The organism is Corynebacterium sp. HMSC055A01 (assembly GCF_001809405.1).
In the GTDB taxonomy this organism is placed as follows: Bacteria; Actinomycetota; Actinomycetes; order Mycobacteriales; family Mycobacteriaceae; genus Corynebacterium; species Corynebacterium hesseae.
On the sequence record NZ_KV797598.1, the window covers coordinates 153,470 to 178,044 of the forward strand.

23 protein-coding genes and 1 CRISPR repeat array are annotated in these 24,575 nt (G+C 58.1%); of the genes, 9 read left to right on the top strand and 14 right to left on the bottom strand.

Features of this window, described 5'->3' with window-relative positions; genetic code table 11:
• Positions 1-55: 55 nt before the first annotated feature.
• The 12 genes from HMPREF2604_RS13225 to HMPREF2604_RS13280 form a co-directional block, all read right to left on the bottom strand.
• Positions 56-1,588, bottom strand: a complete 1,533-nt coding sequence (locus HMPREF2604_RS13225; protein WP_070565797.1) for an ABC-2 family transporter permease — start codon at positions 1,586-1,588, stop codon at positions 56-58.
• Positions 1,581-2,324, bottom strand: a complete 744-nt coding sequence (locus HMPREF2604_RS13230; RefSeq protein ID WP_070447115.1) for an ATP-binding cassette domain-containing protein — start codon at positions 2,322-2,324, stop codon at positions 1,581-1,583. The genes HMPREF2604_RS13225 and HMPREF2604_RS13230 overlap by 8 nt, the downstream gene beginning before the upstream one ends.
• 86 nt (positions 2,325-2,410) lie before the next feature.
• A complete protein-coding gene (locus HMPREF2604_RS13235; protein ID WP_070447113.1) occupies positions 2,411-3,082 on the bottom strand; it encodes a response regulator in 672 nt (223 codons plus the stop codon).
• The gene (locus HMPREF2604_RS13240; protein WP_070447110.1) at positions 3,063-4,268 is read right to left on the bottom strand and encodes a sensor histidine kinase; all 1,206 of its coding nucleotides are present in this window, start codon (positions 4,266-4,268) and stop codon (positions 3,063-3,065) included. The genes HMPREF2604_RS13235 and HMPREF2604_RS13240 overlap by 20 nt, the downstream gene beginning before the upstream one ends.
• A 30-nt stretch (positions 4,269-4,298) precedes the next feature.
• Positions 4,299-5,204, bottom strand: a complete 906-nt coding sequence (gene ppk2, locus HMPREF2604_RS13245; RefSeq protein ID WP_070447108.1) for a polyphosphate kinase 2 — start codon at positions 5,202-5,204, stop codon at positions 4,299-4,301.
• 75 nt (positions 5,205-5,279) lie between these two features.
• Positions 5,280-5,744, bottom strand: coding sequence for a PepSY domain-containing protein (locus HMPREF2604_RS13250; protein ID WP_246818433.1), 465 nt, complete (start codon positions 5,742-5,744; stop codon positions 5,280-5,282).
• Positions 5,745-5,839: 95 nt separating this feature from the next.
• Positions 5,840-6,718, bottom strand: a complete 879-nt coding sequence (locus tag HMPREF2604_RS13255) for a fumarylacetoacetate hydrolase family protein (protein WP_070565799.1) — start codon at positions 6,716-6,718, stop codon at positions 5,840-5,842.
• A gap of 5 nt (positions 6,719-6,723) precedes the next feature.
• Complete coding sequence (gene pth, locus HMPREF2604_RS13260; protein WP_070565801.1) at positions 6,724-7,272, bottom strand: aminoacyl-tRNA hydrolase; 549 nt, start codon at positions 7,270-7,272, stop codon at positions 6,724-6,726.
• Positions 7,273-7,371: 99 nt separating this feature from the next.
• The gene (locus tag HMPREF2604_RS13265; RefSeq protein ID WP_070565803.1) at positions 7,372-8,028 is read right to left on the bottom strand and encodes a 50S ribosomal protein L25/general stress protein Ctc; all 657 of its coding nucleotides are present in this window, start codon (positions 8,026-8,028) and stop codon (positions 7,372-7,374) included.
• 209 nt (positions 8,029-8,237) lie between these two features.
• Positions 8,238-9,212 carry a ribose-phosphate diphosphokinase gene (locus HMPREF2604_RS13270; protein WP_070520869.1) on the bottom strand — a complete coding sequence of 325 codons (975 nt, stop codon included), beginning with the start codon at positions 9,210-9,212 and terminating at the stop codon, positions 8,238-8,240.
• A gap of 36 nt (positions 9,213-9,248) precedes the next feature.
• Positions 9,249-10,700 (bottom strand): bifunctional UDP-N-acetylglucosamine diphosphorylase/glucosamine-1-phosphate N-acetyltransferase GlmU, encoded by a 1,452-nt coding sequence (gene glmU, locus HMPREF2604_RS13275; protein WP_070565805.1) that lies wholly within the window; start codon positions 10,698-10,700, stop codon positions 9,249-9,251.
• 64 nt (positions 10,701-10,764) lie between these two features.
• Positions 10,765-12,024 carry an MFS transporter gene (locus tag HMPREF2604_RS13280; protein WP_070565807.1) on the bottom strand — a complete coding sequence of 420 codons (1,260 nt, stop codon included), beginning with the start codon at positions 12,022-12,024 and terminating at the stop codon, positions 10,765-10,767.
• Positions 12,025-12,094: 70 nt separating this feature from the next.
• On the opposite strand from HMPREF2604_RS13280, the gene HMPREF2604_RS13285 reads away from it, so the two are divergent.
• Entirely contained in the window at positions 12,095-13,729 is a 1,635-nt protein-coding gene (locus HMPREF2604_RS13285) for a multicopper oxidase family protein (protein WP_070565809.1), read from the top strand.
• Here the strand turns inward: HMPREF2604_RS13285 and HMPREF2604_RS13290 are convergent.
• Positions 13,726-14,061, bottom strand: coding sequence for a hypothetical protein (locus tag HMPREF2604_RS13290; RefSeq protein WP_246817364.1), 336 nt, complete (start codon positions 14,059-14,061; stop codon positions 13,726-13,728). The genes HMPREF2604_RS13285 and HMPREF2604_RS13290 overlap by 4 nt on opposite strands.
• A 185-nt stretch (positions 14,062-14,246) precedes the next feature.
• Positions 14,247-14,741, bottom strand: a complete 495-nt coding sequence (locus HMPREF2604_RS14410; RefSeq protein WP_246816504.1) for a GIY-YIG nuclease family protein — start codon at positions 14,739-14,741, stop codon at positions 14,247-14,249.
• Positions 14,742-14,994: 253 nt separating this feature from the next.
• On the opposite strand from HMPREF2604_RS14410, the gene HMPREF2604_RS13300 reads away from it, so the two are divergent.
• From HMPREF2604_RS13300 to cas2e, 8 genes are all read left to right on the top strand, one after another.
• The gene (locus tag HMPREF2604_RS13300) at positions 14,995-17,805 is read left to right on the top strand and encodes a CRISPR-associated helicase/endonuclease Cas3 (protein ID WP_070565811.1); all 2,811 of its coding nucleotides are present in this window, start codon (positions 14,995-14,997) and stop codon (positions 17,803-17,805) included.
• Between the two features lie 100 nt (positions 17,806-17,905).
• On the top strand, positions 17,906-19,651 hold the full coding sequence (gene casA / locus HMPREF2604_RS13305) for a type I-E CRISPR-associated protein Cse1/CasA (RefSeq protein ID WP_070565813.1): 1,746 nt from the start codon (positions 17,906-17,908) through the stop codon (positions 19,649-19,651).
• On the top strand, positions 19,644-20,312 hold the full coding sequence (gene casB / locus HMPREF2604_RS13310; protein WP_070565815.1) for a type I-E CRISPR-associated protein Cse2/CasB: 669 nt from the start codon (positions 19,644-19,646) through the stop codon (positions 20,310-20,312). The genes casA and casB overlap by 8 nt, the downstream gene beginning before the upstream one ends.
• Before the next feature lie 33 nt (positions 20,313-20,345).
• On the top strand, positions 20,346-21,500 hold the full coding sequence (cas7e, locus tag HMPREF2604_RS13315; RefSeq protein ID WP_070562520.1) for a type I-E CRISPR-associated protein Cas7/Cse4/CasC: 1,155 nt from the start codon (positions 20,346-20,348) through the stop codon (positions 21,498-21,500).
• Between the two features lie 16 nt (positions 21,501-21,516).
• Positions 21,517-22,233, top strand: a complete 717-nt coding sequence (gene cas5e, locus HMPREF2604_RS13320) for a type I-E CRISPR-associated protein Cas5/CasD (protein WP_070565817.1) — start codon at positions 21,517-21,519, stop codon at positions 22,231-22,233.
• On the top strand, positions 22,230-22,922 hold the full coding sequence (gene cas6e, locus HMPREF2604_RS13325) for a type I-E CRISPR-associated protein Cas6/Cse3/CasE (protein ID WP_070562514.1): 693 nt from the start codon (positions 22,230-22,232) through the stop codon (positions 22,920-22,922). The genes cas5e and cas6e overlap by 4 nt, the downstream gene beginning before the upstream one ends.
• A complete protein-coding gene (cas1e, locus tag HMPREF2604_RS13330; protein ID WP_070565819.1) occupies positions 22,922-23,860 on the top strand; it encodes a type I-E CRISPR-associated endonuclease Cas1e in 939 nt (312 codons plus the stop codon). Before cas6e ends, cas1e begins: the two co-directional genes overlap by 1 nt.
• The gene (cas2e, locus tag HMPREF2604_RS13800) at positions 23,857-24,213 is read left to right on the top strand and encodes a type I-E CRISPR-associated endoribonuclease Cas2e (RefSeq protein ID WP_083299265.1); all 357 of its coding nucleotides are present in this window, start codon (positions 23,857-23,859) and stop codon (positions 24,211-24,213) included. The genes cas1e and cas2e overlap by 4 nt, the downstream gene beginning before the upstream one ends.
• A 91-nt stretch (positions 24,214-24,304) precedes the next feature.
• Positions 24,305-24,574: direct repeats of the CRISPR family, unit length 26 nt; unit sequence GTGCTCCCCGCGTGAGCGGGGATGAG.
• Position 24,575 lies beyond the last annotated feature (1 nt).

Consider the following 24,575-nt stretch of genomic DNA (forward strand, 5'->3'; position numbering starts at 1 on the left):
AAAAGTACGGGCCAAGATCGAAAAATCTAGACTGCTTTTGTCAGATTCGTCAGTTTTAGCGGGGAGACAGCGCACGCGTGTGGAGCAGACGCCGTGCGAGCAACGCGGCAGCCGCACAGAGCACCACAGTCAGCGTCATGGCGATGGCGTAGCGCAGAGACGAGTACGCAACTAAGGGCCAAGCAGGGAAGGCGAGTATCCACAGACCGGTATCTGCCAAGACGTCGCCGCCTAAGGTGACGGAGACGATAGTCCCCACGATGCTGAGGGCGATAGCGCTTACAATGCCGAGGCGAACCACCAGGATGAGTGATACTGCCGCGATGGCAAAGCCCACCCCAACCGTAAGGGGAAATGCCGGAAGCTGGGCCGCGACATCGCCACCTGCGAGCGCACTGGCCAGGTATGCGGCAGCGCATACCGCCAGGATGACACACAGGAACCAGAGGAGAATCCCGGATGTGCCGAACCGTGTTTCCATATGGACCAACGGCCATGAATCAGCTACACGGGGCCAAACGAGGACCGGCAAGATACCTGCGCCGACCGGAAGCAGAAAGTAGTGAAAGAAACCTTCGACGTAGTTAGCGGGATATTGCAGGGCGACAAACCCTAGCGCCAGAATGCTGAGCATCAAGCAAGAGAACACCGCTGGGCTAAAAGCTGCACGGTGGAGTCCTAGCAACGTGGACCACAGCGAGGACTGTGCCGCCGCACGGGGGTGTCTCGTTGGCTGCCATACTTGGGCTTCTTCCATGGTGGTATTAGCAACGTCGGCATCAGTCTGGGCCGTTGTGGAACGCGCGAAACGGTGTCGCAGCGAGAACATTGGCCGGTATCGTCGCGGCGTGTAGACTGCGGCTAATGCTCCGAGAACGGCGAGGATGACGCACAATATGAAAGCCGGTAGTGGACTGCTGGTGAGAAGTGGGTCTTGTGGTTCAAGAGGCACCGAGTTCTGGTGAATACGCAATGCGCGCAGAAGCAATCGTTGCGGCCATGCTGGGGGAAAGGCCCACCACCTGCCTGATTCGACAGTGCACGGAAGGATGCTGATTATTTGCCATAGGGCCGCGGCTACCAGCGTTAAGCCGAAGCCCAGTCGGCGGGCACAGGCAGCGGAAAGCCCGGCAATGCCAAGCGCGCCAAGGAAGGAGTAGAGCCCAGCTACGAGGATAAGTTCATGATTCTCCCGCCCCTGGGCAGCGACAACGAACCAAGAAACACCAAAGTTCAGAATATGGAAGACCCCAAGGCTGACAATGACAACGATAAAGCGGGCAGCATTCTCGAGACGCGGGTTGAGGTTTCTCCATTGCGTTCCGCCGCTGCGAGTGATGGTCTCGCGGCGTTCTGGAATGGCAGCGAACAGCCCAGTAAGAGGGGAATACATGCCGGTAACAAACAAGGATTGCCAAGCCAAGACGCCCGTGGCATCAGTGCGTGCTGAGGCCATTGAGGAGAAAATGATTGTCATGATGACCAGCGGTAGCGCCAGCAAAGGCAACCACTGTAAGGCGCTTCCACGGCTGCGCAGTAGTTCTGCTGAAAGGTAACTCGGGCGAGGGGCAGTAGTGTGCTTAGGCACGTGACTCTCCTTCCCGGTTGGTAGGCGCTTGGGAGGGGTGGCTCGGTGAGGTAAGTCGGAAGAATTCTTCCTCCAACTGACCACGTGGAGCTAGCTCGTGCAGGGAACCGGAATAGCGAATCGTACCCTCGGCCAAGACGGTGATGTCATGGGCAAGGTGCAGGACCTCTCCAAGCTGGTGGGAGCTGACGATAACGGTGTGCCCAGCCGCGGCTAGTTGTTGTAGTAGCTCTCGCAATTCCATGATTCCTTGGGGATCGAGGCCATTCTGGGGCTCATCAAGAACAAGAACCTCTGGATCGCCGAGGAGAGCTTGCGCTAACGCTAGGCGGGCCTTCATACCAGTGGAAAAGGATTTCGCCTTCTTGGAGCCAACGCCGCTGAGCCCAGCGATGGAGAGAACCCGGTCAATCTCAGAGTCGGGAAGCCCCAGAAGTCGAGCGTGAACGCGAAGATTCGCCGCGGCAGACAGATGACCATAAAAGGCTGGCCCGTTCACTGAGGCACCAATGCGGCGAAGCACATTGCGGTTCCAAGGTTGGCCCGCCACGCTGATGGAGCCCGAGTCAGGAGGCAGGAGGCCTAAGAGGATGGAGAAGATTGTTGATTTTCCTGCCCCGTTGCGCCCGAGGAGCGCATGCACGCGGCCAGGGGAGATGTGGAAGGAAACATCATCGAGGACTCGTTGCCGACCAAAAGACTTCGAGATGTGCTCAAAAGAGATATCGCAATTCATAAAATGCAGTATCGCCGGGGCTCATCATAAAGGAATCCGCCTGCATGATGGTCTTCAGCGAGCAGACCTCCTACCGTGGTAGGAGCTTAGGCAACCCCAGCACGCTGCGCTAAGAGAACGAGGGCCACTCGGTCACGTGCGGCGAGTTTAGACATGAGCGCGGAGACGTGAGTTTTCACCGTGGTTTCTGCGATGACCATGTCGGCGGCTATCTCCGCATTTGTAGCACCACGCGCGATGAGCGAAAGCACTTCCATCTCGCGGCGCGTTACAAGACTGAGTCCTTGGCGTTCCTGGGCGCTGAGGTTTTCGCGCGTCAGCGCCGAGCGATAAGCCTCCAGCACTGGGCCGGTTACCTCGGCGGCCAGCACCGATTCTCCTTGCGCCACGTTGCGAACGGCGGTCACAAGAACCTCTGGGTCGGCATCCTTCAGCAGGAAGCCGTGGGCGCCAGCGGAGATGGACCGCGCCACGAGCTCTTCATCATTGAATGTGGTGAGCATGATGATGCGGCACTCGGGCTTGCGCTCGAGTATGGCTTGCGCCGCTGCAATGCCGTCCATGCCAGGCATGCGAATGTCGAGGATAGCCACATCAATGTGGTGGCTTATTGCTGCTGCCACGGCATCCGCCCCCGTGGCCGCGGTGGCCACGACCTCGATGTCTTCTTGCGCAGTGAGGATGGTAGACAGTGCTGAGAGCAGCATTGCTTGATCATCGGCCAACAAGACGCGGATTCTAGAGCTGCTGGGTTGCATCCATTGTCTCCTTCATCGGTATCTGTGCGTGCAAGGAAAAGGAATGAGCATCGCCGGAATAGTCGAGGCGACCGCCAAGCGAACGAGCTCGTTCCGCCACTCCGACTAAGCCCACGCCGCTGCCCGCGACGTTGCTTGGCGTGGGATGAGGATTGGTGGAGATGAGGGTGAGCGCGGCGGCGTCATCAAGTACAAGCTCAACCACGACATGCGTGCCGACGCCCTGATGGCGCAGAGCATTCGTCAAGCCCTCCGTGGTAATGCGCACCAATGCCATCTGCACCAACGACGGCACGGCGTATTCAGCTGGGAGGTTTGCGTCGACTTTCAGCCCGGCAGCGCGGAAGCCTTCGAGGATTCCTTCGATGTGCTCAAGTTGTTGAGCAGGCTCTAGAGCCGTGGGGCCGGGTGAGCGCAAGGCAGCGACGATTCCGCGAACCTCGCCCAAGGCGGTATCCGCATTATCGCGGATCGAAAGAAGTGCTTCTTCAGCCGCGCCGGAGTCCGTATTCGCTGCAACGATGCCTGCATTAGCCTGAACCTTAATCAGGGTGAGGGAATGGGCAAGGACATCGTGCAGTTCCCGTGCAATGAGGAGGCGTTCTTCTTCTTGTGCCTGGTGGAAGCGCTCGCGGGCTAGTATCTCCCGTTGGCGATCACGGTCAAAATACCGGGCAGCGATGAAATACGTGCTGCCCAGCACTGCCCAATGGGCCACCACCATGGCAAGGAAGGGTGTGTCTACCTCATAGCGCAGAAGGTAAGTCTCAGTGTCGATGCGCCACATGAAGGGGGAGATAAAGGTACCGAGTGCGGTGATGAGGAGGACCACCCGCGGAACCAGCCTCTGGGTGATGTACCGCGAGGTGGTGTACACGGCCATGGGGGCGGTCAGCGCCCACGGGGTGAGGCCGCTATTGGTGGGGAGCTGGTTCATCCATATGACAGCCCAGGCCAGGAGCAGAACTAGGAATCCTGTTGCGCTCACGATTGGCCTCGAGCGCCACACGAGGAAGAACGGTATGAACAGCAGCGACAAGAGAGCCTCGAGTACTTCCACCGTTCCGGAAGAGGAAAACGCCAAGGCACAATAAAAGGCCGCTACGAGCCCCGCGACTCCTGCGAGTAGCGCGTCCCCCAAATGCACCGAGGACAGGAAGGTACGCGCGGTGCGGGAAGAGCTCATAGACGGCCATGGTAGTACATGCCGAAAGTACTACTTCTTTTTCTTGTCCTTCTTGCCCTTCTTTTTCTTTCCCTGCTTCTTGCCGGAGCCGTTGCCGTTGACCTTGTCGCGCTCCAAATCGGCTGCGACATCTGGTACGTAGGCAAATTCATTGCGCGGCGGGCGTACGTATTCGGCCTCGAGCTCGGGGCGATCCGGGATCTCAGGAACATCCTGCTCTACGTGCTGGTACGGAACCATCTTGAGGATGTGGTTGATCACGTTGATGCGCGAGCGCTTCTTGTCCTCGGATTCCACGGTGTACCACGGGGAGGACGGGGTATCGGTGTGGACGAACATTTCATCCTTGGCACGCGAGTAGTCTTCCCAACGGGTAATGGACTGCAAGTCCATGGGGGAGAGCTTCCAGCGGCGCAGCGGATCGTTGCGGCGGGACTTAAAGCGTGCGAGCTGCTCCTCATCAGAAACGGAGAACCAGTACTTAAGAAGGATGACGCCATCCTCGATGAGCATGTGCTCCAGCAGCGGAGCCTGGTGAAGGAAGCGCACGTATTCTTGCTGGGAACAGAAGCCCATGACACGCTCCACGCCGGCGCGGTTGTACCAGGAACGGTCGAAGATGACGATCTCGCCGGCGGTGGGCAGCTTCTCAATGTAGCGCTGGAAATACCACTGGCCCGCCTCACGGTCGGTGGGCTTCGGCAGCGCCTCGATGCGGCAGGTACGCGGGTTCAGGTATTGCGTAATGCGCTTGATGGCGGAACCCTTGCCGGCGGCGTCGCGGCCTTCCATGATGATGACCACGCGGGCGCCGGTCTCAACGACCCACTGCTGCATCTCGACGAGCTCTGCTTGGAGGCGCTTGAGCTCGTCCTCATAGGCTTGCTTATCTAGCTTCGGCGGCTTGGTGGCAGACTTCTTAGACTGTGAACTCATACCTCTAAATTTACCGCTTAGCTGGGAAAATACCTAACCGCGGGGGTTAGGTAAGTGGGGCGAATTGGGAGGTATTTAGTCAACCTCGTGTTGCGTCACCGCGCCGCTGGCGGCGTCGACGTCGAGTTCATGTTCCTGGCCATTAGCCTTGAATTCAATCTCCCAGTGCGGGCCCTTGCCGTCATCACCATCGTCGTAGTCGACTTCCTTCTCCGTGACGGCCTGGGCATCAACGCCGGCATGGGCTAAAGCTTTCTCGAATGCGTCATCGCCGGTGAGTTTCCCAGAATCCACTGCATTTCCGGCGTCCCCGGCAGCAGCGGTGTCTGCAGGCTGCTGGGCGTCGTCATCGCGGTCATCGTCGTCATCATCATCGCCCTGGTCCGCGCCAGTTGCAACGGCTGTTTCCGTCACGGTTTCCACAGTCGCGGGAGTCGGCGTCGGGGCGGGATCGGCCTCTTTATCTGAAGAGCACGCAACCAGCGCGGTGCTGGCGCATAGTGCGAGGCCTGCGGCGGTGAAGCGGGAGCAAAGAGTCATTGAGGCTCATCCTCCTTGGTCAGTCGGGCACGTGTGGTGTCCCACCCTAACGAAGCCTGTCAGTTTTCGCTGAAGATCCTGGATAAGGCTGAATGTTAACGGCCGTGACAGGTACAGTCTTCGCCGCAGCCCCCGGCAGCGGGAGGTTCGCCGAAGCGCGTGGTGTTCTCAATCGCGCCGAGCCCTTCGATACTGATGCGGGTGCGGGAGCCGTCGCCAAGCAGTGCTTCCTCGCCGCGCGCGAAGCCCACGCCTTCCGGGGTGCCGGTGGCAATAACATCGCCTGGATTCAGAGGGTAGAGGGAGGAACAGAAGGCGATGAGCTCGGCCACGGAGAAGATGAGGTCATCGGTGTTATCGTCCTGGCGGACTTCACCATCGACGGTCGTGACTAGCCGCGCGGCCTTGCCCGGGGCCCATTCATCAGTCGTGGTCAACCACGGTCCGAAGCCGGCGGTGCGGTAGAAGGATTTACCGGCGTGGAACTGCGTGGTGGCGCGCTGATAATCCCGCAGAGTGTAATCGTTCATAATGGCATAGCCGGCCACGTAATCCAGCGCATCTTTCGCACTCACCCGGTGCGCGCGGCGGCCCATGACTACGGCGAGCTCTCCTTCATAGTCCAGCTTCTTCGTGGCATAGTCCGGCACATAGACATCGTCGAAGGGCCCGGTCAGAGCCTCCGGGAACTTGATGAAGAGCGTGGGCTGTGTAGGCAGCTCGCGGCCCATCTCACGGGCATGCTTGGCGTAGTTGACGCCAACACAGATGATCTTTCCTGGGTTCGGGATGACGGGGGCGAGGTCGGCGTCGTCGAAAACCACGGGCTCACCGGAGAGCTGCGCAGCTTTGTACCAATCGGGGCTGGCGAGCAGTTCTCCTACGTCCTCATAATCCAGCTCGGTGCCCACGTTGGGGCCGTCAATACGGATAGCGCAGGTGCCAAAACTGGTGCGGAGGGTAGCGAGTTTCATGGCAGTTAGTCTAGCGCGCGAAGAATCTCATCGACCGCGTCGGCGCACATGATGGGGACCTCCTGCGCCTCCTGCTTGTTCCATGTTTTAAGCACAAATGCGGCTGGGTCCATGCGCCCGGGCGGGCGGCCGATGCCGACTGAAAGGCGCTGGTAGTCCTTGGTTCCCAGAGATTTCGTGGTGGAGCGCAGGCCGTTATGGCCGTGGTCCCCGCCGCCGAGGCGTCGCTTGATGGTGGCGAAGTCGAGCTCCAGCTCATCGTGGACAACGATGATGTGATCATGAGGAACGTTGAAGTATTGGGCGAGGGCCTTGATGGGTCCGCCCGACAGGTTCATAAAGCTGCGCGGCTTGGCGACGATCACCTTGGTGTCCCCACGCCGCGCTTCGGCGATATCGGTGTTTGTCTTCTTATGAACGGAAAAGGAAGCGAACAACTCGCGGGCTAGTTCATCAGCCACGTCAAAACCGATGTTGTGGCGGGTACCGGCGTACTTCGGGCCGGGGTTTCCTAGGCCAACGACGAGAAAGGGAGAAGAAGTCACGCTGCCCATTCTAAACAGCGTAGGGGCGAAAAACGGCGAACCGCGCCCGTCTCCCCGAATGCAGGGAAACGGACGCGGTGCGCTAGATAGGTGAGGGGGAGGGGAAGTTTACTCCTCGTCCTTCTTCTCCTCGGAAGCGGACTCGTCGGCGGACTCGCCGCCAGCCTCAGCGCCACCTTCCTCAGCAGCCTCAGCGGCAGCCTCGACGTCCTCATCAACCTCCGGCTCGGAGATGGAGACGATGACGGTGTCTTCCTCGGCAGCAAGGGTGGTGCCCTCCGGCAGGGAAACCTCGCCAGCGGTGACAACGGTGCCGTCCTCGAGGCCCTCGATGGACACGACGATCTCTTCCGGAATGTTGAGCACGTCTGCCTCGACGAGGAGGACGTCGGCATCCTGGATGGACATGAGGCCCGGAGCCGGCTCGCCCTTGAGGACAACCGGAACCTCGACCTCAACCTTCTCGCCACGCTTAATGGAGAGCAGGTCGATGTGGTCGATGTTGAAGGTCAGGACGTTCTGGTCAATGTGCTTGACCATGACCAGGTGCTGCTCGCCCTCGAGCTCCAGCTCGAACACGGCGTTGACGCCGTGGTTACGGACCAGTGCGGTCATTTCCAGGCGGTCAACGGCGAAGTGCAGAACGTCGACGGCGTGGCCGTAGACGACGCCCGGGATCTTGCCTGCAGCGCGCAGACGACGAGCGAAGCCCTTGCCGAACTCGGAACGGACTTCAGCCTTCAATACGGGGCGCTCAGAAGCCATAAGTAAATCTCCTTAAAGTATCGTTGTGCGGCAAGGACTGTTGTAGGACCATGTAGATACGACAAAAGCCTGCCGATGGACGTCTTGGACGAGTCATCGCAGGCTTAATACAAGATTCACTGCTTAACTTGTGCTATCGCGTCGATAACGGATTTCTCCCTCGCCGAGACGCACAAGATTTTAGCAGCAGCGTTGTCGCAGAACCAAATCTAGTGAGTCTCAAACAGAGTAGTCACGGAACCGTTCTCGAAGATCTCGTGGATGGTGCGAGCCAGCAGCGGGGCGATGGACAGGACCGTGAGGTTGTCCCAGCCCTCGGTGGACTGCGGCAGGGTATCGGTGGTGATGACCTCGACAGCACCGCACTCGGACAGGCGCTCGCGGGCCGGGTCGGAGAAGACACCGTGGGTACACGCAATAACCACGGATTTGGCGCCGGCTTCCTTGAGCACGCGGACAGCGCCCGCGATGGTGCCGCCGGTATCAATCATGTCATCGAGCAGGATGCAGTCCTTGCCCTCGACGTCACCGACGACGCGGTTGGACACCGTCTTGTTGGCCTCGGTAGTGGAGCGGGTCTTGTGAACGAAGGAGAGTGGGGCGTCGCCAAGCTCGTGCGCCCACTTCTCCGCCACCTTCACGCGGCCAGCATCGGGGGAGACCACAGCGAGGTTGTCCAGCGGGTACTTGGACTTGATGTAGTCCACCAAGATCGGCATCGCGTGCATGTGGTCGACCGGGCCATCGAAGAAGCCCTGAATCTGGTCGGTGTGCAGGTCCACGGACACGATGCGGTCGGCACCAGCAGCAGCCAGCAAGTCTGCCACCAGGCGGGCGGAAATAGGCTCGCGTCCCAGGTGCTTCTTGTCCTGGCGTGCGTATGGGTAGAAGGGCAGGATGGCGGTGATGCGCTTAGCGGAGCCGCGCTTGAGCGCGTCGATCATGATGAGCTGCTCCACCAACCACTTGTTGAGCGGCTGAGTGTGGGACTGCATCACGAAGCAGTCGGCACCACGGACGGACTCCTCGAAGCGAATGAAGATCTCACCGTTGGCGAAATCGCGCGCGGTGGTCGGAACCAGATCGGTCTTGAGCTCCTTGGCCACAGCCTCAGCCAACGCTGGGTGAGCGCGCCCAGTGAAGAGCATCATGTTCTTGCTGCTGCCGGTAACCTTGCCAGTCATAGGTAGATATCCCTTTACTTGTTGTTAGTTAGTGGTCTATTCGTCAGCCTCGGCGTCCTGTGCCTTGCCGGCGGCTTCTGCTGCCGGCGTGCCCGGACGCTTCTTTTGCACCCAACCTTCGATGTTGCGCTGCTTGCCGCCGGAGACCGCGAGCGCTCCCGCAGGAACGTCGTCCTTAATCACTGTACCCGCACCGGAGTAAGCGCCATCACCGACGGTAACGGGGGCGATGAACATGGTGTCCGAGCCGGTGCGCACGTGGCTGCCGATGGTGGTGTGGTGCTTGTTGACGCCGTCGTAGTTGACGAAGACGGAGGAAGCACCAATGTTGGAGTAATCACCCACGGTGGCGTCACCGATATACGTCAGGTGAGGCACCTTGGTGCCGCGGCCGATCTGTGCCTTCTTTGCCTCGACGAAGCCGCCCAGCTTGCCTTCTTCACCCACGATGACGCCGGGGCGGATGTAGGTAAACGGGCCGATCTGCGCGTTGCTGCCAATAACGGAGTCGAAGCCGTGCGTGCGCACCACGTGTGCGCCTTCACCAACCTGCATGTTGGTCAGCGTGGTGTCGGGGCCGATTTCGGCGCCATCGGCGATGGTCGTGGCACCCCACAGCTGGGTGTTGGGGTGAATGGTGACGTCCTGGCCAATGGTCACGTTGACGCCGATCCAGGTGGTGTCGGGGTCAACGATGGTGGCGCCGCCGCGCATGGCTTCCTCAACCACGCGGCGGTTGAGCAGGCGGCCGGCTTGAGCCAACTGCACGCGGTCGTTGACGCCGGAGAGCTCCTCCGGATCGGTGGCGACGTGCGCACCAACGCGGTGGCCGTCTTCGCGGGCAATCTCCAACACATCGGTGATGTAGAGCTCGCCCTGGGCGTTATCGGAGTTGAGCTTCGTCAAAGCGTCACGAAGCACGGCACCGCCGAATGCAAAGACGCCGGAGTTGACCTCGCGCACCTTTCGCTGTTCCTCAGAGGCGTCCTTCTGCTCCACGATGGCGGTGACGGATCCATCCTCGGCGCGCAGCACGCGGCCATAACCGGTGGGATCCTCCAGCGTCATGGACAGAACTGTTACGGCATTGCCCTCGCTGGTATGGGTCTCCTGCAGCTGGCTCAAAGTTTCCGGGCGCAGAAGTGGAACGTCACCGTTAGTCACGATGACGGTGCCGTTAAAGTCCGGCAGAGCGCTCAAGCCACACTGCACGGCGTGGCCGGTACCGTTCTGCTCCTCCTGAACGGCCTGGGATACTGCGCAATCCAGTTCCTCGGCGATGGCATCGACAGCGGGGGAGACCTGATCGCGCTGGTGGCCCACGACGACCACGAGGTGCTCCGGGTTGAGGCCGGCGGCTGCGTGGAGGGCGTGGCCGAGAAGTGACCTCCCGCCAATCTCATGCAACGTCTTTTGGGTTGAGGATTTCATGCGGGTACCTGCGCCTGCGGCAAGGACGATGGCGGCGCAGTCAGTTACTTCAGCCACGAGTGTGTGCTTCTCCTGTGATTGGGGGTCAGGACTTACTGTGTTTCATCATAACGCGTGCTGCCTACTTCCCGTGTGAGACCTCCGGGAGTGCGCGGGCACGCCACGCGCCGACCAGACCGATGCAAGCCAAGAACAGGATGGCCGCCGAAGGGCCCGCCAGCGCGATGACGGCGGAGATACCGCCGACGACGAGGAGGATGACGCCCATCATGGTGTTTGCAGCCCCGACGTAGCGGGTGCGCTTATCCTCACCAGCCATGTCCACCACATAAGTCTTGCGCGCCACGCGGATAGCGGCGTGCGCCAGGTTGACCAGGAAGAAGCCGAGGGGAAGGGCCCACATGCTCACCGCTGTCGGCGCCCACGCGGCACAGGCCACGATGCCCAGCAAGATGATCGCCGCGGCACCCGCAGCCCAGGACATGACGAGGCGGGAGGACTTATCGGACAACACACCGGAAACCCGGCCGCCGACGAGACTGGCCAATCCCGAGGCCAAGACGAAGCCGCCGAGCCCGCTCAAAGCCTGTGAGCCGATGCTCTGCGAAAGCACCACGATAAAGGAGGTGGACAGGGCAGACACCAGCAGCAGGGCGCGGACGTTGACGAAGCCACGGAAGCGGGCATCCTGGGTATACAGCTGCCAGGTGTCCTTCCACCAGCTGCGGTTCATACCTTTCTGGCCGGAGTCCTCCGGCACTGGCTCCTCGATGCTGCGAAAGACCGCTGCCGCTAGGAACCACGTGGCCGCGCCGATAGCTAGCAGTACCGCCAGGCTCCACCGCGGGAGCTCGCCCAGCATGGCGAGGATGCCACCGGTAATCAGGGTGACTGCCCCGCCGAGCTGCGTGGCCCGTCCGGTCACCACGCCGCGGCGCCCCTTGGAGATGGTGCGGCCCTGGACGTCCTTGCCGGTGAGCGAACACAGCGCGCGGAGCACGGCGAGAACAGCAAGCGCGAGGCAGACGATGAGGCCGAGGAGGGGGCCGCGAACAAGCACGGCAGCCGCTGCAATGATCGCCGCGCACACACCCTGGCCCACCGAGCCCAGTACCCACAGGCGCTTGCGGGCGGGATGGGACACCACCCATGGGGTGAGCGCTGCTTGCGGGAGCATGGAGCCGGACTCGCGCAAGGGGACTAGTAGGCCCGTGAAGAAGCCCGGCACCCCGGTCGCACTGAACAGCCAGGGTAGAACCGTCTTGCCGGAGAGCAATTGATCGCCCACGCCCTGCAGGCCATTCGACCAGACGAAGCGGCGGGCATTGGCGGATTCCTGGGACGGTGAAGAGCCGTGGGGAGATGCAGAACGCGAAGCCATGACTGTGATCTTAAGCCCGGCTCGACCTTATCCGGGCCCTAAGGTTTGCCTGATCTCTATCCTGGAAAACATGTCTATCTCCGCTCGTCCCACAGTGTCCCGCCGTGTCTTCGTCCAAGGCTCCGTGCTCACCATCGCCGGTGCCGCCGTAATGGGGTTGAGCTCATGCTCTGCATCGTCCTCGAAGAATCAGCCGGAGCCACAGGGCTACGACGGTGAGCCGCGCGCCCTGCCCATCCCGCCTGTGGACGAGGGCGAAGTTATTGACGGAACGCGAGTTTTCAAGCTGACCGCGCAGGACGGTTACTCGGAGGTCCTCCCTGGCAACGAGCGCACGCGGACGTGGGGTTTCAACGGTCCCTTCTTAGGGCCCACCTTGCGCGCCCGGCGCGGGGAGAAGGTCCGCGCGGAAATTACGAACAACCTCATCGAGATGACCACGGTGCACTGGCATGGCATGAAGCTGCCTGCCTACTCGGATGGCGGCCCGCACTCGCCAATTGAGGTGGGCAAGACCTGGAAACCCGAGTGGGAGATCACCCAGCCGGCCGCCACGCTGTGGTACCACCCGCACCCGCACATGGCCACGGCCACGCATGCCTACCGCGGGCTGGCGGGGATGTTCCTGATTGATGACGACGTGGCCTCAGATCTTGATCTGCCCCAGGACTACGGCGTGGATGATATCCCGGTGGTCATCATGGACGCGAAGTTCACCGAGGACGGACAGATCGATGAGAAAAGCGATAACACCCTGGGGCTTCTGGGGACCACGCCTCTGGTCAACGGCATTACCAACGCGCGCTTCGACGCCATCACGCGCCGGGTCCGCCTGCGTCTGCTCAACGGTGCCTCGATGCGCTTCTACACACTGGAGCTGAGCAACGGCCCCTTCCACGTCATTGCCACGGACACAGGGCTTCTCGACGCCCCCGTGGAAGTCGACTCCCTCCTCTTCGGCCCGGGCGAGCGTGCCGAAATCATCGTGGATTTGGAGCCCGGCGAGGAAGTACAGCTGCGCTCGGTGCCGCGCAAGGATAACTTTGGGGTGCCCAAGGACAAGGATGCGGCTGACTTCGGCTTCCAGGATTCCTTTGACATTCTCACCATCTCCGGGCCTGCGGAGTCCGCGACGGAGCCACCGGCCCTGCCGGCAACGCTTGACCCGGCCGCGGCGAAGACCCCGTCGACGGATGGACTCACGGAGCGCGAGTTCGTGCTCAACACCTTCATGATTAATGGTGAGCAGATGGACATGGCGCGGGTGGATACCGTCATTGATCATGACGCCCCGGAGATCTGGACCGTGACCAATGAGAACTCTGATTGGCCGCACAACTTCCACATCCACAATGCCCGCTTCAAGGTCCTGGACTGGGACGGCGATGAGAAAATGAATGTGTTCAACTCCGGGTGGAAGGACATTGTGAACCTTCCGCCGAAGGCCACCGCGCGCCTGCTGGTGGAGTTTGGACACTTCCCGGACAAGACCATCCCGTACATGTACCACTGCCACATGTTGCTGCATGAGGATGAAGGAATGATGGGGCAGTACGTCATGGTCAATAAGGGTGAAAAGCCCGACGTGCGCGTGAAACCAGCCGCCTTAGTCTTCGACCAAACCGCCACCGCCCACTCCGCGCACAGCGGCCAGGTGGTGGATTCCTCCCGCAGCCCCTATGCGACGCCGGAGGCGAAGGGCTAACCCTTCACGATGCTCTCGTAGGCACGGCCCGCTAGCGCCGAGCTGTGCCAGCGGCGGAAGAGGTTGGATGGGCGGTTGCGCATCAAGGTGACTGCGAATTTACGTGCGTCAGAGATGACTTCAGGATTTAGAGCGTTGAAGGTTTCCTCTAGTTGGCCGATGGGGTAGTAATAAGCCTCAGTTGGCGTGACGTTGTAATCATGGGAAGAGACGAAGTGGTAAGGGGATTTGCTAAACCAAACGGTATCGGATTCTGCTTTCCAATCGCCGCCCTCGCGTGGAAGAAGGCTAAAGAATCCGGTGCCGAGGGTGTAGCCGTCAAGAAAACCCAAGTCTAAGTTAGTTGGATCAGTGATGACACTGCTACGCGGGAAGACAAGAAACTCAAGTATCCCGGTATTGAGGGTTGCATATCGGCCACCAGCGGTTGAAGGATAGTCCGACAACGTCCAGTACGTTTTCTCTGTTTCTGGCGCAACAGGGATGATGTGCTCGAGGGCGAAGACGATGTCTTTGATTACGGCTTGAGAAACTTCTGGGGGTGCGTTCTTTTCCAGCTTTGTTGGCCCCGATGCTTCAGCGCCACGGACAAAAGCTGCGCGATCAAACTGTGATGGTTCCCAATCCCCAAGGATCCAATGTTTTGATCGGTGACGGTTATGACTAAATCGAGTGGGCTGGGGCCTTCGGAAGCTAATACACCGCTGCGATTGCGGAGTAAGACGCCGGCATCGAGTTGGTACTGGATCATTTGTTTTTCAAGGATGTCCAGCTCCAAAGGCGGTGCGGGCGCAAATGATAGTGCTACGACATCGCCCCAGGATTCATGGTGGTTGGAACCATGAGTGTGATCTCTGAACCGCTTGACGACGTCGATGGATTGGCCCACGTACTTCGTGCCATCGTCGAACTCGATGACATAGATTCCACACCGCTCATTGGCGGGGAAGATGGGGCCGATGGGTGTGTTTGAGTCAAGTTCCAAGCGCTTGAAGTCGAGGGGAGAAGCCATGATGACAACGTAGACGATGCCTGGGGCCCAGCGTCCGCAGATTGGGTGTTTCAGATAAAAGAAAGCCCCGCTGACGCGGGGAAGTGATGGTGTTAAGCATCAGCAAGGGCTCATCCCAGCAGCGCAGGGAAGTTAAATGGCCCATCATGAAGCCTACATTGCGATTGTTAAAGAACAATTTTCAGAAAACAATGAACTTGCTAATGCTAACAATGCTATGCTCGTTTTAAACCACTTCTTATGAAGGATGATCATGGAAAAGACTGCTGGACAGGGACCGAACTCAAGTTTAATTCCGGACCGGACACGTGATTTTTGTCTTAGGGCTGATGGCTGGGCGCGCGAGCGTAGTCCGCAAGCTCAAAGTTTGTGGGCTAAATCAGGTGATGGCACAGATTTCTTGACGCTGCCGCAGCATATGGTGGATTCGGCATGCGCTGCCTCTTTCTTGTATAACTCCTGGTTGGCTGCTTCTGTGAAGCGCTATCTTTCAGAAGGGCTGGGGGTCGATGAGTCTGGGGTTGAGGCGCTATATGTGTGGCTTGCGGGAGTCCATGATGTGGGAAAAGCAATACGCACGTTCCAGCGCCTACTCCTGGAAAGTGATAAAGCGTATCTCGTGCATGCCGTCTCAGATGCGGGTTTAGATATTGAACTCAGTGTTGATGAGGCCAACTTTGACAAGCTTCCGCATGGCGTTGCGTCAGGAGAGATTCTATCTCAGTGGTTATGTGCACGAGGTGTTCGTCTCCCAAAAGCTAACGCATTGGCGGCGGTTGTTAACGCACACCACGGCATCGCGAATAAACCCTCGAGGCAGGTGCGCGAACTTATTGAGGATTACCCCGATCCATGGAAGCGCGTGCACAAAGAACTGCTCGACGCTATGACGGATCCCTGTGGTGCTGACTCAGTGATTGAGAAGGTTTGTCGTGGCAACAAGCTGCATCAAGGCGTGGCGGAAATTCTCACTGGGCTCGTGGTGATGGCGGACTGGATGGCTTCTAATGAGAACGCGTTCACACTGCACGTGAGCGGAACGCAGCTTGAGCGGGTCGAGGCAGCTGCCGCAACTATCGACGTAACGACGCCTTGGGAACCTGAAAGAGGGGACTGGCGGGATATTGACGCTCACTTTCGGCGCTCGTTTGACTGGCCGGGGGAGTATTGTGCCCGGCCGGTGCAGCGTGCAGTCGTCGAGGCAGCGCAACAGCTGGAAGGGCCAGCACTTGTTGTCATTGAGGCCGAAACTGGAGTTGGAAAGACTGAAGCAGCCCTTGCTGCTGCAGAAATCCTGGGGGCTAACAGTGCAGCGCAAGGAGTTTTCTTCGCGGCACCGACCATGGCAACGGCTAATGGGTTGTTGGAGCGCACTATTGAATGGGCCTCGAACAATAGCGTTGACTCGGTGAGGAGCATGTACCTTGCGCACTCCAAGAACGATCTTTCGGAGCCGTACCGGCAGCTGAAATTCTCGCAAATTGGCAAGGACTCCGGCGAAGGCGGCGGAGTTATTGCGTCACAATGGATGTCTGGACGCCGTCTGGGGCTGTTGTCCAATTTTGTGGTCGGCACTGTGGACCAAGTCTTGATGATGGCGCTTCAGCAGCGCTTCCACATGCTGCGGCACGTGGGTCTGGCGGGGAAGGTCATCATCTTTGACGAGGTGCATTCTTTCGACGTCTACACCAGTGACTACCTCCAAAGAACCATTGAGTGGCTTGGTTATTACGGTGCCAGCGTCATTCTCATGTCAGCGACGCTTCCGCCAGATAAGCGACGTTCACTGGTACAGGCATACTCCAGCGCACCCTGGCCTGATGAAGAACCTACTGGGTATCCACTGCTTACGCTTGCAACTAGGGATTCCGTGGAGTTTCATTCGGTGCCGCCAACGCCAACGAACTTAGAAGCACGCATTGAGTACCTAGACGATGACGCGGAGAAGCTCGTAAGCTTCGCGGATTATTACCTCAATGAAGGCGGCTGCGCACTCATCATCTGCAACACGATTGCCCGCGCACAAGAGGCATATCGCGTTTTAGAAGGCGTTTACGGCGACGAAGTACAGCTACACCATGCAGGCTTCGTTGCGTGGGAGCGCGTAGCGAAGGAAGATGGCCTTCGCGAGGAACTCGGACCTGATTCTCACCGGGGAAGTGGGCGTCCGCAGCGCAAGATTGTGATCGCAACCCAAGTGGCGGAGCAAAGCCTCGATATTGATGCTGATGTTCTTGTCACGGATATCGCACCGATGGATCTCATTATCCAGCGCATCGGACGTTTGCATCGCCATGCGCGTCCAGCCACTGATCGACCGGAGAAGCTACAACAGCCACGGGTGATGATTCGAGGACTCCTTAAGCACGAACCCGTCCCTGAGTTTGATTCGGGAGCGGAGTTTATCTACGGCCAAACCCTGCTCCTATCGACGTATGCGATGCTTCCAGAACTCTTTCGACGCCCCGACGATATTGAAGGACTTGTCCAAGCAGCATATGACAAGAACTTTATGCCGCCGGAGGAGTGGGAAGAGGCGTGGGAGAACGCAAAAAATGACAGCGATTCGACCGAAGATAGAGCTCATACCCGATCATCGACGCATCAGCTGCCGCGCCCGTGGCCCCGCGTCAAATACCACGATCTTTTCCAACAACTCATTAGCGATGACGCAGCATCGGGAGATGAACGCGGAGCTACTCAAGTCCGAGATGCTGAACCTTCGGTGGAAGTCATTCCAATTAGGAGCACTGAATACGGCTATCAGCCGTGGGGCTTTGAGGAAGAAGTACTTGATGGCACCGAGCTGTCCTACAACGTTGCGTTCCATTTGGCTTCGAGCACGGTCCGTCTACCGACTCGTTTGACGAGGTGGGAATCTGATTTTGAGGCGGTCGTCAGCACTTTGGAAGAAGCTACGCCGGCACAATGGCGTTCGCATTTCCTTCTAAGGGGACAACTGGCATTGCTGCTCGACGATTCTGACACCGCACAGCTTGGGCGGTTTACCGTGACTTATTCCTCCGAGCTGGGTATCGAAATTCTTAGCGATGGAGGAGAGTGAATGTCCGTCGCCCTTTGTACTCTGAGGGCACCTCCTCTCAGAGGCTCCTCTACGAGAATCAACAACCCACAACAAGACAAAGAAAGGAGGCGAAAGAAGAATGACTGACACCTCAACGTTTAACCTTCTCGATGAGCCATGGATCAAGTGCATGGATGGTACCAACCAGCCTGTAACCCTGAGCATCCGCGATATCTTTTCTGGCCGCGGTGACGCTTACAAAGTCGTTGGTGACTCACCAACTCAGGACTACGCGGTGCTTCGTGTGCTGCTGGCCATTTTTTGGCGGGCGCATGCTCTAGATCTTGTGGAGAGTTACGCGGGCAATAATTGGGAAGACTTTGATTGGCCGGAATGGTTCGATGATCTGCGTGATCAGCTTGTAAACGAGAAGCGTGATGACGCGGTCCTTGACTACCTTGATGGCCTTGAAGATCGGTTCGATCTTCTTTCACCGATTGCTCCCTTCATGCAAGTCGCGGACTTGCATACGAAGTCAGGAGCCACAAAACCTGTAGCCTTCATTGTTCCGGAAGCTGCTGATGACTTCTTCACCATGCGTACAGCGGAAGGACGAGAATCTCTCGCTCTCGATGAGGCCGCTAGATGGCTGATCCATGCGCAGGCATTCGATTACTCGGGAATCAAGTCGGGTGCGGAAGGAGATCCCCGCGTTAAAGGCGGACGAGGCTACCCCATCGGAACTGGTTGGACCGGACGCACTGGCGGCACGATTGTCCTAGGCGAAGGTGGGATTCTTGAGACTCTGATTCTCAATACCCCGCCGTCAGCGGTCTTGGATTCCCAAGAGGGAGGAGCTGTGAGCGCGGATACTCCCGTTTGGGAACGTGAACCTGACACCGCAGCGCAGCGGCCGGGATCAAGCGATGACATTGGTGCCGTCCCACACGGTGCGGTCGATCTTGCGACCTGGCAGGCACGGCGTATTCGCCTCTTCTTTGAAGGCGACCGCGCGGTTCAAGTATTGGTCTCGAACGGCGACCGTATTCCAGATGCAGGAAAGAATGTCATGGGCGATCCCATGACTCCTTACCGCTACAGTCCGAATCAATCGAAGAAAGGCACCGACGCCTACTATGCGCGCCCTTATGACCCGACGCGGACAATGTGGCGAGCACTCGATGCATTGATCGCGTTGGAGGACGACCCCGGATTCGATAACGGAAAGAACAAAGCTCCGAAGCGACCGAGGAACCTCTCCAACCTGGCGGCTCTCGAAGCGGATGGGTACTTGGACAAGAGCCTTCTCGATCTCGCATTGGTGTCGATGGAGTACGGCCCGCAGGAGTCGTCCGTGGCCTCGACGTTTATCGCCACGATAGGTTTGCCACTCGTCGTACTGCGTGCCGATGAAACTGGACGCAAGGTGCGCAATGCCGTACGTACCTCCGCTGAGAAAACTGGCAAAGCTGCAATCAGCCTCGGCTGGTTTGCCGGTCAGTTGCTCGTCGCCGCTGGCAGTGACTATGAATTCGGAAGCAGTACTGCTGACCGTTTCTATGCTCGTCTTGAACCGCTCTTCCTGGCATGGATGGCAGGGTTGAGCTCTGACAACGCTGAGAAAAGGCAGATTGATTGGCAAAAGCAGGTCCGCGAACAGGTTCTTCGTGATGCCCGCGAACTTCTTCGTGGGGCAGGAACAAAGGCCATCGTGGGCAGAGAAGTCGACGCCGGAGACAGCGGTAAGGGACGAATAGTTTCAGCCGGCTCGCTCTACCGACAACTGCATCGAAGGCTCGATAAAGACCTACCGTTGACGGCTTCTCTCACCATCCCAGACACAGGTGCCTTTGGAAACTCACACGAGGATGACTCCGATGACTAACACTTCAACTAGCACTGATTACCCGAGCACGTCGACAGGGCCAACCTTGCGCCAAGCAGTTGCTCGGACTGCGAACGACCTTCAGTTTGCTATCTTGCGCTCGCCAAACCATTCGCAAAGCGCACAGGCACGCGCAACGCTTGCGAGACTTCGCAAGTATGCTTCCGTGCCCCTCAACGACCAACCTCTAGCTCTAGAGGAAGTCCTGCTGAGCCTTCATCCGCCTCTTAGCGAGAAGGAACTCGGCAGAGGAAACGCTCCTTCAGCGTCGGAGTCTGCAGCATTTCATGCCCTCGTCATGTTTGGCATTCACATGCAAAGTGCGACGACTGACGCCCACGTTGAAGGTCAAAGCTTTGCCCATGCATGTGGCCGCTTCTTTGCACAGAGCGAATCGCAGTCCACAAAGCCCCGCTTCGATGCCATGCTCGTTTCACGCGATGAAGCATCTCGATTGATCCATATCCGCTCGCTCATCACGCTGCTTCGCGGCGCAAAGATTGGCTTTGACTATGGGCAATTTGCACAAGACCTCAGAATTCTCAGCGCTCGGACCTCCACCCAAGCTGATCAGAATCGCCGCCAAGGGGTTCTTTTGAGATGGGGGCGTGACTTTGCCGCTGGTGCTTTTGTCAAGAGCACGAAAGCTACTGAATCCTAAACAACAATCTTGAACTGAAAGGAAAAGTTCACCATGTCCCTTGTTATTGATATCCACGCACTACAAACCCTGCCGCCGTCTCTGATCAACCGAGACGATACGGGTGCTCCCAAGTCCGCAATTTTTGGTGGGGTCCCGCGCCAGCGCGTGTCCTCACAATCCTGGAAGCGCGCAATTCGAAACTACTTTGAAAAGAACGTCGATCCTGAGTTCGTGGGGGACCGCTCAAAGCGCCTGCCAGAGAAGATCGCGAAACTCGTTGAGAACCACGATGGCTGGGATTCTAAGCGCGCTATCAAACAGGTTTCTGATCTTTTCAAGGCCGCAGGTATTTCGACCGAAGTCGATAGCAAGCGGATCAAGGAACTAGAAAAGTCCGACGCCGAGGACAAAGAGGAGCTCATTAAGGAAGCTAGCTATCCGCGAACTAAGTACCTCATCTTCTTGAGCCCGCAGCAGATTGATCGCGCAGTCCGAGCGATCGTCGATGCTGACGGAGAGAAGATCAAAAAGGCTGAGGCTAAAGAGATCCTCGATACGCAGCATTCTGTCGATATGGCGATGTTTGGTCGCATGATTGCTGATGACGCTGCCTTCAATGTTGATGCCGCAGTGCAGGTTGCTCATGCATTGGGTATCCACAGCAGCGCTCCAGAATTCGACTATTTCACTGCGGTCGATGATCTCGCAGAAGATGGTGAAGAGACGGGTGCTGGGATGATCGGCACGGTACAAATGATGTCTTCTACCCTGTACCGGTTCGCCACTGTGAACGTAGCTGGCCTTACAAAGAATCTCGACTCCGAAGAGAACGCAAAGCAGGCTGCGGTTCAGTTTGTCGACGCGTTCATCAAATCCATGCCCACCGGCAAGATCAATTCTTTTGCCAACCACACGCTGCCTGAGCTGGTCTATGTCACAGTGCGCGATACCCGTCCGGTCAGCCTTGTGACGGCGTTTGAAGAACCTGTCCAAGCCACCGACGACAAGAACTTGCGCTTAGCAGGTGCCGAAGCTCTGGCAAAGGAAGAAAGGGAGTTTGAGGAGAACTACGGTCTGAAGCCATTGGCTGCATTCGCGGTTGGTGTAAGCGTAGCGCGAGCACCGTTCGCTGACATCGCTGAGACCGTAACTTTGCCCGAACTAGCGGACCGTCTTGCCGCAGCGTTGAATTCCTCCCAATCCTAGTGAAGGGAGTCACCTCATGACATCGAGCTTATTACTGTTGCTCAAGGCCCCCTTGCAGTCTTGGGGCAATGATTCGCGCTATGCGACGCGAACAACCTCGCAGATACCATCGAAATCCGGAGTGCTCGGTATGCTTGCCGCTGCGGAAGGTCGCCGGCGGACCGACGACATTGAGGACCTCGCCCGTCTTACTTTCGCTGTGCGGGTTGACCAGTCCGGTAGTCTGCTGCGTGATTACCAGACCGCACAGAATTGGCAGCGGAATCCAAATGCATCCGCAAAATTGATTACGCGCTATTTCCTCTCTGATGCTGCCTTTGTTGCCGCCATCGAGGCAGAGGACCGCGGTTTGCTTGAAGGTTTGGCTGAGGCGCTGAACAAACCTGCATTCCCCATTTTCTTGGGACGACGTTCATGTCCGGCACCGCCAAATTTGGTGCAGGGAATCGACGGCAAACCCGCGGTTGAGTCGCTTCAAGCGCACTCTACGTGGCATGCCACAAAGGAGTACATGAAGACCTGTGGAGAGAAGGTAGCCCTGCCGATTTATCGCGATGCAAAGCCAGGTGAACTCGGGGAGTCGTTGCAAGACGTGCCCGTGTCGTTCGATCCGAGGCACCGAAAGTACTCCTGGCGCACGGTTGTTCAACGTGAGCGCGCCATGGTTGATAATCCCTTGGACGCATCGCAGCTGCGGCCGGACCCATTTATGGAAGCGGTGATGAACGCGTGACCACGCTAACTAAGATCCTGATCAACCCTCAGTTGCGTCAAGGGCGGAAGCTCCTTACGAATCCACATGCCATGCATGCGGCAGTTAGTGCAGCTTTTCCGCCGGACATCGATACCGATGAAGCACGGTTGTTATGGCGGATTGATCGAAATAGTCACGAAAACGCTCTTTACATTGTTGGCCCCGAGAAACCGACGGCGTCTGGAATCGTAGAGCAGGCTGGCTATGACACACGGCCCGCCCAGTCCCTTGATTACACTCGCCTTCTGGGGTCCTTGCAGAAGGGGCAGCACTGGAGGTTTGAGCTGCTTGCAAACCCAACCTATTCTCAGTCCAACAACGGAAAACGTGGCAAAGTTAAAGCCCACGTTTCAGTGGAGCATCAGCTTGAGTGGCTCTATTCTCGGGCGGAAAAGGCTGGTTTTGCGTTGGCTCCGCGTGCCAATGACACGGTGCCTGCGGAAGAACGAGCACGTTGGTCGGTAGAAGATGAAACAGCCATCGTGGAGAGGCGGACCCTTGATTTCCGCAAAGGTGGGAACCGACGCCACATCCGCATTGTAACGGCCCGCTATCGTGGCACCCTGGAGGTCACAGATTCTGCGCTCCTCCGCTCCACTCTTACTCACGGTATAGGGCGTGCTCGTGGTTATGGTTGTGGTCTGATGACGTTGGCGGCAGTTTCTTAATGGCTACGCCACATGAGGTCCCTATCGCACGCCAGGCTTTGGCGCGCGTAGGGGACCGGATCAGTTTTCTTTACGCCGAACGCTGTGTAGTGAATCGTGATGGCAATTCGCTCACGATAATGGACCAACGGGGCATTGCTCATCTTCCAGCTACCCAAATCGCAGCTCTTCTATTGGGGCCGGGGACAAAGATTACCTATGCTGCGATGGCCCTGCTTGGCGACGCCGGCGTAAGCACCGTCTGGGTAGGAGAGCGCGGTGTGCGGTACTACGCACACGGCCGTCCGCCAGCAAAATCAAGCCGCATGGCAGAAATCCAAGCGGAGGTAGTCACTCACCAACGCAAGAGATTGAATTGTGCACGCCGCATGTATGCCATGCGCTTTCCAGGTGAGGATGTGTCGGGTTTGACCATGGCACAACTACGCGGCCGAGAAGGCGCGAGGATGAAGAAGGTCTATGAAGCGGAATCGAAACGAACCGGAGTCTATTGGAATCGGCGCTCCTATGATCCAAATGATTTTGAATCCTCTGACCCGATTAATCAGGCACTGACTGCTGCAAGTGCAGCACTTTACGGAGTAGCTCACGCTGTCATCACTGCTTTAGGGTTCGTTCCCGCTTTAGGCGTTGTTCACACGGGAACTGACCGCGCCTTTGTTTATGACATCGCTGATTTGTATAAGGCAGAGATTTCAATTCCCGCTGCTTTTGATACTGTCGCGGCTGCCAAAGGAAAGCCAACCGTAGAAGTTCGCCGTCACATTCGTGACTACGTTGTTTCACATAGACTCATGCCGCGCATGGTCAAAGACCTTAAGTCGCTGTTCGATATCCCTGATGATGAGCTTGTGAGCGATGTCGAACTCATGCTGTGGAGTGAACTCGAAGTCATTGCTTCAGGAGTGAATTGGGCTGAAGAGGAGACACTTTCGTGATCGTTCTTGTCGTAACTGCATGCCCCGCTGGGCTTCGGGGCGACTTATCAAAATGGCTGATTGAACTAACATCGGGCGTCTTTGTCGGCCGCCCTTCCGCACGAATTCGTGACTTGTTGTGGGAGCGAACCGTTGAACTGTGTAAGGACGGAAGAGCATTACTAGTCTATTCGGCAGCAAACGAACAGGGTTTAGAATTCCGGACTCACCGGCATCATTGGCAGCCACAAGACTTTGATGGTGTCACGCTCATGGTTCGTCCTGCTCCTGGAAGCAAGAAAACTCAGAACAGGACTGGTTGGTCACAAGCCCGACGGATTCGTTCGGCATACCAGAAACAGAAACGAAAATAGCTGAGGAACTCTAGACAGGTTCTGTGTCTCTTCCGAGAAGAAGCCGTATGTAAACTGAGGGTACGGCTCCTTTATACGCTGCTCAGCAAGTGTGCTCCCCGCGTGAGCGGGGATGAGCCCTTTCTTGGAAAGTTCACTCGTGCCCTTGCTAGGTGCTCCCCGCGTGAGCGGGGATGAGCCGCTTGGATGCCGGAGATGTCCATGGTTTTTCGTGTGCTCCCCGCGTGAGCGGGGATGAGCCAGGCTAAGACTGCGGAGTGGGGTCAGCCGTTCTGTGCTCCCCGCGTGAGCGGGGATGAGCCCTATGCCGCAGCCTCATTGATTACTACAGGGCGGTGCTCCCCGCGTGAGCGGGGATGAGC